The 17,738-nt window shown below is 44.0% G+C and carries 2 protein-coding genes (1 of these 2 cut by a window edge); both read right to left on the reverse strand.

From position 1 onward, the window contains the following. Window positions 1–17,169 carry a non-ribosomal peptide synthetase gene (locus tag L1070_RS14520; protein ID WP_237126072.1) on the reverse strand — a complete coding sequence of 5,723 codons (17,169 nt, stop codon included), beginning with the start codon at window positions 17,167–17,169 and terminating at the stop codon, window positions 1–3. After that, window positions 17,166–17,738, reverse strand: the 3' end of a protein-coding gene (locus L1070_RS14525; protein WP_237126073.1) for a condensation domain-containing protein. Its footprint extends 2,805 nt past the window's final position; only the last 573 of its 3,378 coding nucleotides appear in the window; its start codon lies off the right edge, out of view; its stop codon occupies window positions 17,166–17,168. The genes L1070_RS14520 and L1070_RS14525 overlap by 4 nt, the downstream gene beginning before the upstream one ends.

The raw sequence follows: 17,738 nt of genomic DNA on the forward strand, positions 1-17,738 counted from the left end.
TCATATTATTATCTCTGCACTCTCATCAGCCACGGTACCTTCCGTAACTTGGTTCCATTGGTTACCCAATAGTGATAGCTCTATCACCTCAGCTTGGGTTTTAATCGTTTGATTTTGATAAATATCTTGCAGTTCTATAGTGCTAGAAAGCTTACTGTTAATTTCTTTTAACAGCTGTAGCATTAGCAATGAGTGACCGCCTTCGGCAAAAAAGTTTGACGATGCAGACAATGATGTAACCTCAACACCAAGCAGTTCAGACCAAATATCCGCTACAGAAAGCTCCATATCACTTTCTAGACCTCGGCTTTGCTGTGCACTATGCAGGCTTTGAGTCAGCGCATTCAGATCGACTTTACCGTTCGCTGTAAGCTTAAATTCACGCTCAAAGATTATTTCGGAAGGCATCATGTAAAAGGGTAGAACCCGTGACAATGCAGTAAATAATTCATCTTGATTGCATTGGCTATGGGTGGTTATCACATGCGCGATCACTTGCCCTTTGTCCATCCTCACAACAGCGTTTTCTACTGCTTCGAACCGAAGAATTACTTCTGTTATTTCAGACAATTCAACGCGGTAGCCGTGCAATTTCACCTGTGAGTCAACCCGTCCCAAATACTGTAAATTGCCTTCACTATTTAGACGAACTAAGTCACCTGTTTGGTAAAATCTATCTTCTGCGTTTGGTAGATCAAAAATCGAACTGTGGACGAATTTACGCTCACTCTCTTGTTTCATATTGAGATAGCCTTGCGCAAGACCTGGGCTTGAAATATACAATTCTCCAGCTTGCCCTAGCGCGACGAGTTGCCGTTTCTTATTAAGTACCAAGGCTTTAACACCTGGCATTGGCTTACCGATAACAACTGAACCGGTACCACTATCACCGTCGTTTATTTCATGATAAACACAACCAACTGTCGCTTCTGTTGGTCCGTACTCATTAATGACCCTGCATTGAACAAATATCTCTCTTAGTCTCTTTACAAGGTTCCATTCCAAGCTTTCTCCACCAAGTACAAACACGTGTGCAGTTGGAATAATTTGACCCCGTAAAGAAGCGACCAAGGCACTAATGTGAGAAGGCGTTAACTTTAATAGTTGCGGCGTGTGTTCTTCACTCAATCTTGAGCAGAATTGGGCAAATTCATCATCCCCTTCTCTGACGAGTCTACAAACTCCACCCGTTAAAAGAGGCCCAAAGACTGAAGTGATGGTCAGATCAAATGCCATATTTGTGCAAATCAATGATCCAGAACATGCCTGAACATAGCATTGTTCAACGTTCTCAAGGTAATGTGATAAGCTGTGATGACTGATCATCACTCCTTTTGGACGTCCTGTTGAACCGGACGTATAAATGACATACGCCGTCGTATTTTTTGCTGAGCATGGGGTTAGATCTGAGTTCACATTATTTACTACGCCGTCTTCAACAGCACCAAGTACAGCTAAATTGACTGCAAATAACGGTGTGTCTATCCCTTCGTCTAGTGGTGTTTTATCTGTGAACATATCCGTATCCACTAACATTAACTGACTCTTAGTATCTTCAAGGATGTAACGTAAACGATCGACTGGGTTGTTCGGGTCCAATGGGACATAACCGTTGCCTGTTTTAAGCACCGCTAAGATAGCGACAATATACTCAACTGAACGATTCATGCAGATTGAAACATACTGTCCTGAAGTGACTCCTTGTTCGACTAGCTGTTGTGCCAGCTTGGAAGAGTAGTAATCAAGCGCTTGATAAGAAAGCTGTTGGGTTCCATCACAAACGGCCAATTGAGATCCTTTACTTGCTGCTATTGTAGAAAACTGCTTGTGGATCAAAGTGTCTTCATCAAACTTCACTGATTGACCACAAATCAAAGCTGCTGAACTCGCAAGCTCGCTATCGTGGTGCATCTGAAGCACACTAAGCGGCGTGACAGACGCTCGAATCGTTGACACTTTATCCTCTGCACACAGCGCAAACTGTGTAAGTATATTCAGTAGATGGCTTCGCAAGTAATGTATTTGTTCATCACTGTATAGGCCTGGCTGCGTATCTAGACTCACACGTAAACATTCATCTAAATGCGCTATCACACTTACTTTGTAGTTATTGCCTTCATAGTTAGTAATATCATTCACTTCAAGCGCCGCTTGTTGTGCATTTTTACTAATATTTTCGTCAACCGGATAGTTCTCGAAAATAAACAAACTATCAAATAGTTGCTGCTGTGTAGGCGCTAACTGCTGAATATCTGATAAGGGTAGGTAACTATAACTGTCCGCATCGACTAAATCTTTGTGTAGTTGGCGCAACCACTTTTCTAGCGTTTGTGATTCATCCACCGTAACCTTCATCGGCACCGTGTTGATAAATAGCCCCACCATCTCATCAACACCTTTGAGCTGCGCCGGACGCCCCGATACTGTGACACCAAACATTACCTGTGATTCACCACTGTAACGGCTCAATAATAGGCTCCAAGCCGCTTGGACTATCACATTCACTGTTGTTTGACACGCTCGTGCAAGCTTCACCAACGCCGCTGTTTTCTCCGCCTCTAAACTAAACCGTGCCTGATGAATACCGTTTCGTGCTTCTTCGTGCTCACTGACCTCTACCCCATACCCTACAAACGGTAAGGGAGTGACCCCTTCTACGTCCCTAAGGTGGTGCTGCCAATATTCCCTTGCCGCTGTCGCTGGCTGCTCCGCTAACCATTGGACATACCCTTTGTAAGGCTCCACCGCACCAAGCTGTGCTTCACTGCCTGTTTGAAGTGCTCGGTAATACTCTGTCACCTCTCCAAACACCTGCGACGTACACCAACCGTCTAATAGGGCGTGATGGTGTGTCCAAAGTAGTACTTGTTTTGTACCCTCTGCTGCCTCTGACAAGTTGAACACCGTCAATCGCATCAATGGGGCATGAGCCGCTATAAACCCTTTCGCTTTGTCTTCTGTTCGATACTGCTCTATCGCTGCTTGCTGTGCTACCGGCGTCAGCTCTAATAATGAGATCTCCTGCCAATCCAGCGTCACGTCCGATTGTACTAATTGGTGTGCATTACCGTCTTCTACACCCACAAAGCTGGTTCTGAAAATATCATGTCTCGCGATTACCTTTTCCCATGCTTGTCTAAAGTGCTCAACATGTAAATCCGTAAACTCTACTTTCACTTGGGTCGCGTAACTGTCTGACGACAACAAGCTATGGAATAGCATACCTTGTTGCATACCCGTCGCCGGATATAAGTCTAATAGCCGCCCCTTCGTTAAGCTTGACCAGTCTATTAATGCCTGCTCTGTAACCGTGGCCAGCGGAAAATCACTGACAGTAAACCGCCCCGCTAACTCGCCTCGGTTAACTTGCTGACAATGCGCTATTACCGCTGCCAGACCCGCTTCATAGGCCGCCATCCACTGTGCGATAAACGTTTGCGAATAAGCCGCTTTGTCATACCCTAAGCTGATATGAAGCTGTCCCTTTTCTACAAATCCATTCAATGACAAACCATACGCCTGCGTACGACGAACACTCACGCCTTGTCCTGTTGATATATCTGCTCGGCTGAATTTTTGCCGCTCCCCTGTGGACGCATCGAATTGGCCTAAGTAATTAAACAACAGTTCGCTGCCTGCATCACCTTCTGATAGCACCGCATGTCCTTCTACTGAGCCAACCCCATGGCGTAATAAACCGTACCCTATACCACCATTTGGGATCCCTCTATACTGCTCTTTTACTGCACAAATGAGCGCTGCAACATCATCACTGTCATGGCTTAACAAGCATGGATAAATACTCGTAAACCACCCTAAGGTTTCACTTAAGTCAATTTCATCGCTCAGGGCTTCTCGACCATGGCTTTCTAAATCCAATCGGATACCCGATACACCTTGCCACTGCTTCATACCCACAAACAAACCCGCCAACAACAACTCATTGATACGCGTTCTATATGCCTGATTACTCTCGTTAATTAACTGAGATGTCAAAGCCGTAGATAAACTAAAGTTGGCTTCTTCATAGGTGGTCGCCAATCCATGTTCAGGAGCCGATGCTCTCCAACGAGCAACCGGACTAGACACCACCGCTTGCCAATAACCCAACTCATCAACCACACTTGAGCGTTGGGCGTAGTCTTCCAAAAACTCTCCCCACTGTTGGTAAGATGAGCTTTTCGCACCCAGTTTCAGGGCGTTACCCGCTTGGTGTTGCTCAAATAACGTGGTTAAGTCATCCAGCAGCACCCGCCACGATACACCGTCTATCACTAAGTGGTGAACGCAAATAAACACATGCTGATCTTGCTTGGTCGGCTCTAGATTCTTAACTAGCACCGCTTTCATCAAACGACCCGCTGTGATATCTAAACTCTTATGCACTTGCGTTGCGTAATCAGCAAATTCGCTGATCTGCGCTTGAGCACTCGTAAGTGGCCATGTGATCTGTGATACCAGCGATGAGATTGATTGTGTACTGTGTGCTACATACTGTCCCTGCCACTGCTCATCACGCGATTTTGTAAACACTAAGCGTAATGCATCGTGACGCTGATAAAGCTCAGTGAACATAGCCTGTAGTAACTCCAACGTCAGCGTGTCTGGTACTTGTAATAACAAGCTTTGGTTGAAGTGATTAATATCCGTTTCATCCGTGAAGAACTCACGATGAATGGGTAACAAAGGTTGTGCTCCGCTCGTGGCTTCTTGTGGTGCAAGTACCTTTGGTCCCGTGTTCACACTGGTGGCTAAACGACGGATAGTCGGCATATCAAATAGGGCTTTAACACTAAAGAACAGCCCTGCCTTTGCCGCTTTTGAAACTACCTGAATCGATAAGATAGAGTCACCACCAAGCTCAAAGAAGTTAGCATCAATGCTAAGCTGCTCCGCTGCCAAACCTAATAGCTCAGCCCAAATCACCACCAACTGCTGTTCAATATCATTCATTGGAGCAACATAGTTACTGACTGCGATACTCGCCCAATCAGGCATAGGTAATTGCTTTTTATTCACCTTACCATTGGCTGTCAGTGGCATTTCATCCAATACCAAAATCGTACTTGGCACCATGTAATCAGGTAGCTGCTCGGTAAGTCGTAACTTCAAAGACGACACCACCTCCGCGCTAATTGCTTCCTTGTTACTCAATACCACATAGGCAACCAACTGCTTTTTATTCGGCTCATCTTCACGTGCGACCACCACACAAGACTGCACATCACTTGACTGAGAAAGCTGGTACTCAATCTCTCCAAGTTCAATACGGAACCCTCGGATCTTGACCTGATCATCTTTACGCCCAATGAACTCAATATTGTTATCCGGTAGTTGACGAACCAAATCGCCAGTACGGTATACTCTTTCTTCATGACCTTCGTACAAACTAACCGTGATAAAACGCTCTGCGGTTAATTGCGGATTATTGATATAGCCTGAAGCGACGGTCACTCCGCCAATACACAATTCGCCTACGCAGCCAGGCGCAATAACGTGCAATGAGTCATCAAGAATATATAAGTTCACGTTTGCAAACGGTTTACCGATACAAGCAACTGTACTGTCTAACTCAGAGCCTCGTTCACGTATAAAATAGGTACTATCGATCGTACATTCCGATAGACCATACGAATTGACTAAAGTAGCTCCGTCGAGAAGTATGCTTTCAGCTTTTAAATGATCATTAAGATTCCATGCATCAGAACCAACTAGCAAGAACTTGAAAGTAGATAAATGTTTATTTTCGCTAATAACATAATCGACCAAGTTCCGAAGTACCGCTGGTACAAACTCACCAATTTGAACCTGATACTTTTCAATTATGCGCAACAAGTTATTTGGGTTAAGTAGGTCGTTGTGTTGGCAAAGCACGAGTTGCCCACCGGATCCGAGTCCGCGAATTAAATCGCCAATAGAAACATCAAAGCTCATTTCCGCCATTTGCAAATGAACTTTCACGTTGTGTTCTAGTTCATATACCTCTCGCCATGCCAAGTACATTGAAGACATCGCAGCATGGCTAATTTTGACGCCTTTAGGCTTACCAGTCGTACCAGAGGTAAAAATGCAGTATGCAATATCATGATGAATAAGGTTTGGTACTGATGGACACTCACCTTTATTCATTTCAATGCTACTAACAAATATTGATTGAACATTGAGCGCGTCAGCTAAATCACTGTATTGTTCCTGTGTAATGACCTTGCTAAGCCCTGACTCTTCAACGATTGATTTCAATCTATCGGCAGGCAACTTCGGGTTTAGAGGCACATAAACTTTGCCCGATGCCGTAACAGCAATAAAGCTGGCGACCCACTCAACTGATCGTTCAAGAAGTACACCTATGCATTCACCGGTGCCCTCATCTAGAGCGCGTTGAATATGGCTACTTAAAGACATTAACTCTGCGTAGCTAATTTCTCTCGCACCGTCAACTAACGCAAGTTGATCTGGCTGACTGTTCGCGAAACAGATCACGCTTTCTAAAAAGCTGCGCTGCCCGTCTAAAGAACATATTTTCCCTTGTGTACTGGCTACAATTTGCTGCTCTTCAGCGGCACTGAGTATCTTAATATCAGCCACAGTAGATTGAACCAACATATGCTCTAAGACCATAGCGAGTTGCCCTACTAGGCTATTAATTTGGGCCTGTTCAAACAAACTTACCTTACCATCTAATATCAAGTGAAGACGATTCGTTAGGTTGGCCGTTATACACAAATTGTAGTTGGTCTGTTCATCACTAAATATGCTATCGACTTGTAAAGATGCAGCATTTGCTTTGTCACTGATTGCAGCGTCAACCGGATAGTTCTCGAAAATAAACAAACTATCAAATAGTTGCTGCTGTGTAGGCGCTAACTGCTGAATATCTGATAAGGGTAGGTAACTATAACTGTCCGCATCGACTAAATCTTTGTGTAGTTGACGCAACCACTTTTCTAGCGTTTGTGATTCATCCACCGTAACCTTCATCGGCACCGTGTTGATAAATAGCCCCACCATCTCATCAACACCTTTGAGCTGCGCCGGACGCCCCGATACTGTGACACCAAACATTACCTGTGATTCACCACTGTAACGGCTCAATAATAGGCTCCAAGCCGCTTGGACTATCACATTCACTGTTGTTTGACACGCTCGTGCAAGCTTCACCAACGCCGCTGTTTTCTCCGCCTCTAAACTAAACCGTGCCTGATGAATACCGTTTCGTGCTTCTTCGTGCTCACTGACCTCTACCCCATACCCTACAAACGGTAAGGGAGTGACCCCTTCTACGTCCCTAAGGTGGTGCTGCCAATATTCCCTTGCCGCTGTCGCTGGCTGCTCCGCTAACCATTGGACATACCCTTTGTAAGGCTCCACCGCACCAAGCTGTGCTTCACTGCCTGTTTGAAGTGCTCGGTAATACTCTGTCACCTCTCCAAACACCTGCGACGTACACCAACCGTCTAATAGGGCGTGATGGTGTGTCCAAAGTAGTACTTGTTTTGTACCCTCTGCTGCCTCTGACAAGTTGAACACCGTCAATCGCATCAATGGGGCATGAGCCGCTATAAACCCTTTCGCTTTGTCTTCTGTTCGATACTGCTCTATCGCTGCTTGCTGTGCTACCGGCGTCAGCTCTAATAATGAGATCTCCTGCCAATCCAGCGTCACGTCCGATTGTACTAATTGGTGTGCATTACCGTCTTCTACACCCACAAAGCTGGTTCTGAAAATATCATGTCTCGCGATTACCTTTTCCCATGCTTGTCTAAAGTGCTCAACATGTAAATCCGTAAACTCTACTTTCACTTGGGTCGCGTAACTGTCTGACGACAACAAGCTATGGAATAGCATACCTTGTTGCATACCCGTCGCCGGATATAAGTCTAATAGCCGCCCCTTCGTTAAGCTTGACCAGTCTATTAATGCCTGCTCTGTAACCGTGGCCAGCGGAAAATCACTGACAGTAAACCGCCCCGCTAACTCGCCTCGGTTAACTTGCTGACAATGCGCTATTACCGCTGCCAGACCCGCTTCATAGGCCGCCATCCACTGTGCGATAAACGTTTGCGAATAAGCCGCTTTGTCATACCCTAAGCTGATATGAAGCTGTCCCTTTTCTACAAATCCATTCAATGACAAACCATACGCCTGCGTACGACGAACACTCACGCCTTGTCCTGTTGATATATCTGCTCGGCTGAATTTTTGCCGCTCCCCTGTGGACGCATCGAATTGGCCTAAGTAATTAAACAACAGTTCGCTGCCTGCATCACCTTCTGATAGCACCGCATGTCCTTCTACTGAGCCAACCCCATGGCGTAATAAACCGTACCCTATACCACCATTTGGGATCCCTCTATACTGCTCTTTTACTGCACAAATGAGCGCTGCAACATCATCACTGTCATGGCTTAACAAGCATGGATAAATACTCGTAAACCACCCTAAGGTTTCACTTAAGTCAATTTCATCGCTCAGGGCTTCTCGACCATGGCTTTCTAAATCCAATCGGATACCCGATACACCTTGCCACTGCTTCATACCCACAAACAAACCCGCCAACAACAACTCATTGATACGCGTTCTATATGCCTGATTACTCTCGTTAATTAACTGAGATGTCAAAGCCGTAGATAAACTAAAGTTGGCTTCTTCATAGGTGGTCGCCAATCCATGTTCAGGAGCCGATGCTCTCCAACGAGCAACCGGACTAGACACCACCGCTTGCCAATAACCCAACTCATCAACCACACTTGAGCGTTGGGCGTAGTCTTCCAAAAACTCTCCCCACTGTTGGTAAGATGAGCTTTTCGCACCCAGTTTCAGGGCGTTACCCGCTTGGTGTTGCTCAAATAACGTGGTTAAGTCATCCAGCAGCACCCGCCACGATACACCGTCTATCACTAAGTGGTGAACGCAAATAAACACATGCTGATCTTGCTTGGTCGGCTCTAGATTCTTAACTAGCACCGCTTTCATCAAACGACCCGCTGTGATATCTAAACTCTTATGCACTTGCGTTGCGTAATCAGCAAATTCGCTGATCTGCGCTTGAGCACTCGTAAGTGGCCATGTGATCTGTGATACCAGCGATGAGATTGATTGTGTACTGTGTGCTACATACTGTCCCTGCCACTGCTCATCACGCGATTTTGTAAACACTAAGCGTAATGCATCGTGACGCTGATAAAGCTCAGTGAACATAGCCTGTAGTAACTCCAACGTCAGCGTGTCTGGTACTTGTAATAACAAGCTTTGGTTGAAGTGATTAATATCCGTTTCATCCGTGAAGAACTCACGATGAATGGGTAACAAAGGTTGTGCTCCGCTCGTGGCTTCTTGTGGTGCAAGTACCTTTGGTCCCGTGTTCACACTGGTGGCTAAACGACGGATAGTCGGCATATCAAATAGGGCTTTAACACTAAAGAACAGCCCTGCCTTTGCCGCTTTTGAAACTACCTGAATCGATAAGATAGAGTCACCACCAAGCTCAAAGAAGTTAGCATCAATGCTAAGCTGCTCCGCTGCCAAACCTAATAGCTCAGCCCAAATCACCACCAACTGCTGTTCAATATCATTCATTGGAGCAACATAGTTACTGACTGCGATACTCGCCCAATCAGGCATAGGTAATTGCTTTTTATTCACCTTACCATTGGCTGTCAGTGGCATTTCATCCAATACCAAAATCGTACTTGGCACCATGTAATCAGGTAGCTGCTCGGTAAGTCGTAACTTCAAAGACGACACCACCTCCGCGCTAATTGCTTCCTTGTTACTCAATACCACATAGGCAACCAACTGCTTTTTATTCGGCTCATCTTCACGTGCGACCACCACACAAGACTGCACATCACTTGACTGAGAAAGCTGGTACTCAATCTCTCCAAGTTCAATACGGAACCCTCGGATCTTGACCTGATCATCTTTACGCCCAATGAACTCAATATTGTTATCCGGTAGTTGGCGAACCAAATCGCCAGTACGGTATACTCTTTCTTCATGACCTTCGTACAAACTAACCGTGATAAAACGCTCTGCGGTTAATTCTGGCTGCCCATAATAGCCAAGCCCAACGCTTTCCCCACCAACAAATAGCTCACCAATGGCCCCTTGTGGCGCCAACCTCAATTCACTATCAAGTATGTATAAATTAACATTGTCCATCGCCCTACCAATTGGGGTGACTTGGTTTTCCAACCAATATTGCGGGGTCAATATAAAGTCACAGGATATATCCGTACATTCGCTTGGGCCGTACATATTCACTAGGTTAGGACGACTCTCCCCCTCACTTACCCACTTGTTTAACCAAGTTGTATTAATAGGCTCGCCACCAAGCAATATCCATGATACTTCAGGCCATGTATCACCGTTATCTGTGATATGGTACATAGTACTAGGCGCACAGTTAACATGTGATATATGCCATTGTTTGATCTTGTCTCTCGCGTCATCAGCTGCAAAATATTTGTTGCCAATCAAACACACTGCGCCACCAGAAACCAAAGGTGCGAGTAGGTTCTTTTGCGTCAAATCAAAGCCAAGTGAGCTGACAATCAGTGCTCTACTGGCTTGGTTAAAACCATACTTGGTAACATACCAATCTAATAAATTGACCTCATTGCGGTGACTTACAATCGCGCCTTTAGGTCGACCAGTCGATCCCGACGTGAAAATTAAATACAAGATGTTATCGACGTCCTGCCCTTTGGCTCGAGGGAGGTTATCAATGGGTTGGCCTTCAATTTTGCTTTGCACCTCAACATCATCAAGGATAATTTGTTTGGCACTTTCAGGCTTAATAAGGCATTCAGATAAATTCAGTAGATAATTGGGCTTGGCTACCTCCATCATTACTTTGTGCCTTGACGCTGGGTAGTCTTGATCAATCGGAACATAAGCTGCACCAGCTTTCAGGACCGCCAATATTGCAACAATCGCCTGAGCTGTTGCAGGAAGGCACACCGCTACCAAGTCATTTGGTTTGACACCTTCTTCTCTTAAATAAGCTGCCAGTTGATTCGCTCGCGTATTTAAGTCGCGGTTTGACAAAGCGCAGATATCATCAAACACCGCAATATCATCAGGTCGTCGCGCCAAGCTTGTCTCGATTAATTCATGAATCAAAGTATCCTGTTCGCAAACTAACTCAGTGATAGATTGATTAGCCAATACCGCTTGGCGCTGCGTTTCACAGAGCATATTCACGTCAGAGATGTTATTTGACTCACACAATTGAAGTAGGATTTGCTTCAAATGAGTCGCAAATTGCTGTGCAGCTTGGGGGGCATAAACTGAATTCAAAGTCTCCACTCGCAATGACAATGAATCGGCGTGATTTGCGATCACTGTTATTGGGTAGTTTGTTCCTTCAATACTGTGAACATCATCAATACTTAAGTGCTCACCGAAGTCACTTGCAAAAAGGGATTCATCAACAGGAAAGTTCTCGTAAACTAAAATACTTTCAAACAGTTCTTTATTATCATACAGCTTTTTAATGTCACTTAGCGGTAAGAAGTTGTTGTTTTCTTGAAGCGCCACATTATTGTTAATTGATTGTAGCCACGCTTTGATCTGAATCTGTTTCTTGAGATCGACAGTTACAGGTAAGCAATTGATAAACAAACCTACGATGGCATCAGAGTTGGGCATTTCAACAGGTCTGCCTGAACTAATCGCACCAAAGCGTACAATGTCTACATCAGCATAACGCGCGAGTAATATCGACCAGGCCCCTCGCAGTACCGTGTTTAATGACACTTCACTTTGTTTGGCAAACGTCGTCAGTTTTTCAATTTCTAAATCTGTCAGTGAAAACGAATAATCACTAAACCCTTGTGCGTTTGCGTTATCTGTTTTGAAAACTTGCGGCAAAGGTGTTTGCCCTGCCATAAGCGCCAATTCATTTTGCCAATAAGTTTCTAGGCGCTGCATATCCTGTTGTTCAAGCCAAACAACATAATCTTGATATTGAACTACCTCATTGAGAAGTGGTTCACTATTGTAAATTTTGATTAAGTCTGTAAACAACAGCGAACGACACCAACCATCTAATAAAACGTGGTGATAAGACCAAAAAACAATCTGTTTCGCGCCCAGGTCAAAACATGTGATACGCATCAATGGCGGCTTAACTAAATTAAAACTTGTGTGCTTATCTTGTTTTGAAAATGCCTCTATAGCAGCATCTTGTTGTGCCTCACTATGCTGTGATAGATCAACCACTTCAAAAGGAAGTTCAACATTGTCATACACAATTTGATGAATGTTACCTTCATCAAAACCGTCAAAGCCCGTGCGTAAAATGTCATATCTTTGCACTACGCCCTGCCACGCCGACGCAAACTTCTTAAAATCCAACTTTGAGAAAGTAAACTTAGTTTGCGTTACATATTTGCCAGACTCCAACAAACCATGGAATAGCAAGCCTTGTTGCATTCCCGTCGCTGGGTAAATCTCTTTAACTCCCTCTGTGTGCCAATTACTTAGCTCATTCTCAGAAGCCCTTGCCATTTGGTAACAAACACGATTTGAGGGTGTTCGTATCACTTCCTTACCCCAGCGGCAATATAACGCAAGGGAATCGGATAGTGTGTCAACAAACTTTAACGCCTCATCAGCATCAATGAGATTGGTTTGCACTCTCACTTGGCAGACGAGCTTGTCTGCTCTGATAGCAATATTCACACTGATTGGGTGTGTCGCAAAATTGCCATTCTCTTCACGTGCTATATCGACAAAGTCAAAGTGTTCACTCTGTTCTACCTGCAGCCCGACCTCTCCAATATAGTTGAATAAAACGTCAGACTTAGCATTTGCCAAGAGGGAGTCATTGTCTGCATGAGCTTTAAGGCACAAGTAGCTGTCCGCTATCTGCGATACATGATTAATAGCAAGGTCAATCCCGCGAATTTGAGCGAGGCAGTCTTCAGACTCAAATGCTGGCAACACAACGGGATAAATACTGGTAAACCAACCGACTGTGTGGCTAAAATCTTGCCCATTCGCGGCATTCAATCGGCCATGCCCTTCGAGTTCAACTAATGTAGCGCCTCGCCCTTTCCAGGCGCATATCGCATGCTGTAAAGCGCCCAGTAAAACCACATCTGCACGTTTATTTAGTAGCTTAGTTAACCCCGTCTTGAGAACATCTGTTTCTCCCTTACTCAGCTGAATTTCAAATAGCTCAATATGCTGTTCACGCGACAGTGAGTTTTCGTTACTTTCAACTAGCGTTCTAGTCGGTTTAGTTAACAACGATTGCCAACGAGCTTGATGTGCACTTGATTGCTCGCTTTTCGCCCAGTCATGCCAAAACAACGCATAATCACTATAGTTTTTCTCTAAATTGCGACTGTTTTCGTATGGATTACCTGACTTTGCGAACAATTCCAAATCAGCTAACATTATGGTCCATGAAATAGCATCTATGGCTAAGTGATGAACACATATAAAGAAATAATTTCCTTTTTCTGGATGAGATAACCAAACTGATTTAAACAATTCACCTGTATTCAAATTGATTGATTGTTCGCTTAACTCTGCTAAGCGTTGTAATTCGGATTCAACATTGTCATTCGCTGACAAAGTATGAACTGACAATGCCTTTTCGGTTAAAGCCTCATCAACAGGTAAGATATTCGCCCGTACTTGTTCTTCAGACCATAGATATTGGTATCTAAAGCTATCATACTGGGTTAGCCAGTACTTAACCGCAGCCTCGGCCATTGACAGGCTGACAGAGTCGCTCACTTTGATACAAAATGATTGGAAAAAGCGCGCATTTTTTGGAATACCGCTGTTTAAAAACCAACTTTGAATGGGGCTCAGGGGAGTCGTACCTGTGCGTTGCACATTGTCAGCACAATCTAAAAGCGGTTCATCAAGCGAATCAACTATCGCCCTAACACTGCCTTTTTGATATAGATCTGACAACGATATATCAAACCCTGCTTTTTTAGCTTGCGCAACAATTAACAATGCTTTGATTGAGTCGCCGCTTACAGCAAAAAACTTGTCTTCGACACTTATAGATTCATTGCCAATCACTTGGCACCAAACCTCTAAGAGTGCTCTTTCTCTATCCGTTACGTCTGTCGTCTTCGTTTGGCTTTGTATAAATAACTGCGCAACAATTTCCGCTTGGTTGACCTTCCCATTTACGGTCAGCGGAAGGTCATCAAGAAGAAGAAGCCTTTTAGGTATCATATATTCAGGCAAATGCGCTTGCATATATGCGCTTATCTCTTCTTCTGAGTGTTCTGAAACTAGCGCGGCAACCAAAAGCTTACCCGCTTCTTTTAAGTCAGCCTTAAATACCGCAACTTGTGAGGCTATTTTTGCCTGTAGTAACAGTTGCTCAACTTCACCAGGCTCTATACGATATCCATTGAGATCTATCTGCTCATCCGCTCGCCCAATAAAAATCAACTGCTTAGACTCATTCCAACGAACTAAATCGCCAGTCTTATACAGGTGTTTGCCTAACCCATTAACGTTTATAAACTTTTCAGCCGACAGCGACTCTTGACCAAAATATTCTGGAGAAACACTGTCACCACCGATAAGCAACTCACCAACCGCACCATCTGGTACCAAGCGATTTTGCTGGTCAACAACATAGAGTTGGTAGTTTGGTAATGCTGTACCAATCGGAACCGCGTGACCTTGTGGTAATTGCTGTTGTTTACTGTTCCAGTTAGTGCACCCAACAACAGTTTCAGTCGGACCATATTCATTAATGAAGGTCGCTTTTGGGAAGACTTTAACCCACTTAGCTAACTGTGCTGCTAAAAGTTGCGAGCCGCCAATAACGAACACATGCTCAAGGTCAATATGCTCACAGTTCAAAGCGATTGAATCAAGGTGTGCAGGGGTTAGTTTAAATAATTTAGCGCTGTTCGCGTTGTGTAATATATCTTGTAACTCAGATAGATCGCGCTCTTGAGGCAATAACGTAACAGACTTAGAGACTAACAACGGGCTATACAATGTCGTAATGGTGGCATCAAAAGCAATTGAAGAACTAACAACACTTCCCTCTACATCACCTAAATAGCTTTCTTGTGCATGATGCAGGTAGTTCATTAAACCTTTATGTGTGATCACGACCCCTTTAGGCTGACCTGTGGAGCCCGAAGTGAACATGATATACACAGGGTCCGTCTCTTGTACATCAATCGCGTATAAAAACGCCTGTAACTCTGAGATTTCAACAAACTCAGAAAGATTAGCTGCCGTTAATTGCGATAATGACAATAACGTGACTGGCAAATCGGGAGAAACCTGTAAGCCTTGCTCATAAACAAAGAATTTACTGTTGCTTTGTGCTACGACCGCCTTTTGTCTGTTTGCTGGCGACTCAGGATCAATTGGCACATAAACAGCCCCAATTGCTTGAATAGCGAGTAATAATGCCGGTAAATCGCAAGTTCTTGGTAGGCAAACAGATATAATATCTCCCTTGCTAACACCATTTTCGCGTAATTTACTTGCTATTTGGTAAATTCGACTACCTAGCTTATGGTAGGAGTAAGTTGTGGTGCCATCCGTTAGTGCGATGGCCTGAGAAGTGCTCAGTACACTAGAAAATACATTCTTGATCAACACATTATTTGTGGTGCGACGAACGGTGCCCAAGGCTCTGTGCTTACTGAGCTCTAATTTAGACTCTATGCCCAACGTTTCGACCAAATGCAAAGGCAATGCGGGCTGGCGGAGCAACGCGCTTAAAAACTCATTAAATGCCTTAGCAAACTGATCGATCGTATTTGTCGACAAAATAGCAGCGTTGAATTGCCATTCAAGCTCTAATTCATTATTCGCTTCTGTAATATTCAAAATCAGATCTAATTTCGCACTATCAAACTGGCGGTCTAATACCTCAACCGTTAGATCTGATAAATTTACCTGAGCCTTCTCATAGTTGTGCATTGAGATCATAACTTGATAAATAGGGCTGACATGCGTCAATCGCTCTACTGATAAGTTATCAGCCAAAAACTCAAACGGATATCGATTAAATAATGAGGCTTCATATTCCTCATTTTGAGTTTTCATTATGAGCTGGGAAAAGCTCGCCTCCTCGTCTACCTTAATGCGGCAAACTTGGGTATTCATGATCATCCCTACAATGTCCGCTAGCTCTTTTGAGTCTCGACAGGCGATAGGAAAACCTAACACCACATCGTTACACTGGGTCCAACGTGATAAAGCTAGCCCCAGAACCACCTTTAAGGCAGTAAATAAGGTCACGTTCTGTTGATAGCAAAATGCTTTTAGTTGACTCGCTAACTTGCCTGATATTGCTGTGTTTATATGCGCACCGAGATAGCCATTTTCAGTTCGAGAATGATCCAAGTTAAGCGCATGACAAGCAGGGATGTCCGCTAAATATTGATGCCAATACTCTAGCGCGACATCTGCGGCTAGCCCATTTAGCCAATTGTGTTGCGCTTTTGCAAAATCACTATAATCAAGATTGCAAGATTGCTCTACTTGCCCCCCTTGTGACAGTGATTTATAAAAGCGACACAGATCCTTAACAATTATCGAATTTGACCAACCATCCGTAGCAATATGGTGTAAAACAATGACTAATAAATATTCGTTAGGCTGAAGCTCTACTAACGTGACCTTGATCGGGAAGTCTGCGGATAAATCGAACTTCACAGCTGATAACCGCTTAAGCTCAGAGTTCATATCCAATGCTCCCAGCTCATCCCTAGTTTGATGCTCAATAGCAAAGCTATTTGGATCTAGTTCGCGTAGTTCAAGCTCACCTTCCATTTCAAAAATAGTGGTTCTTAACACTTCATGATGTGCTAAAAGCTTTTGAAAACTCGCTTCAAGCACAGCAATATTTAATTCCCCCATTAGCTTAAGAGCGAATGGAATATTAAAAAGATTGCTACTATTACTGAGTTTATTCGCAAGCCATAGTCCTTTCTGCGCGGCAGATAGTACCTTGGGTTCGTCCGTCACCACCAAATCTGTAAATTGATTGTCTGAAGTTAACCACTCAATCAATTCATGTTTTTTTTGTTTGATGGCTGCAATTAAATACTCTGGTAAATCGGTGTTATGAGCAACCAACTTTAACTGAGATTCATAAACCTCTAACTCAATGCCTCGGTTTTTACATTCGAGAATGATTTGCAATAATGTCATAGCAGTACTTCTGTTTTTTTCGTTGTTGGCTGTTGTTCTTTGTCAATTAATGCTGCCAATGCCGCAATGGTTGGTGATACAAGTAAAGATTTAATCTGTATACCAACACCAAACCTGCTACGTATTTCTGCTATTAAAGTCATTGCTAATAAAGAGTGACCACCTAATTCAAAGAAGTTGTCCGTGACACCAACCGCATTTACATCCAGTAATTCACACCAAATTTCCATCAGTGCCTTTTCTGTACCTCCCAAACTTTCAGGCTGTAAAACACTAGACTCTCTGTATAATTTCCACATGGCTGATGGAGAAACTTTTCCACTGGTTGTTCGCAACATTGCATCGACAGGGATCAGTTTGTTTGGGTGCATATAGCTCGGTAACGACGCTCGGATATGTGATTGAATGATGGGTAAGACAGTTGATGCATTCTCAATATCTGCTAAACAAACGAAGCTGATGAGCTGCTCACTTGCATCCTCTCTAAGCCAAGAATGTACCTCTTGAACCTCTGGCATGCTTTTTATTAAGTTATCAATTTCATCTAACTCAACTCTGAACCCTCTTAC

It is taken from the genome of Pseudoalteromonas sp. MMG022 (genome assembly GCF_021654245.1).
In the GTDB taxonomy this organism is placed as follows: domain Bacteria; phylum Pseudomonadota; class Gammaproteobacteria; order Enterobacterales; family Alteromonadaceae; genus Pseudoalteromonas; species Pseudoalteromonas amylolytica.

Coding starts and splice junctions, on each gene's coding strand:
- L1070_RS14520 (WP_237126072.1), bottom strand. CDS start 17,169: ATGACATTATTGCAAATCATTCTCGAATGTAAAAACCGAGGCATTGAG.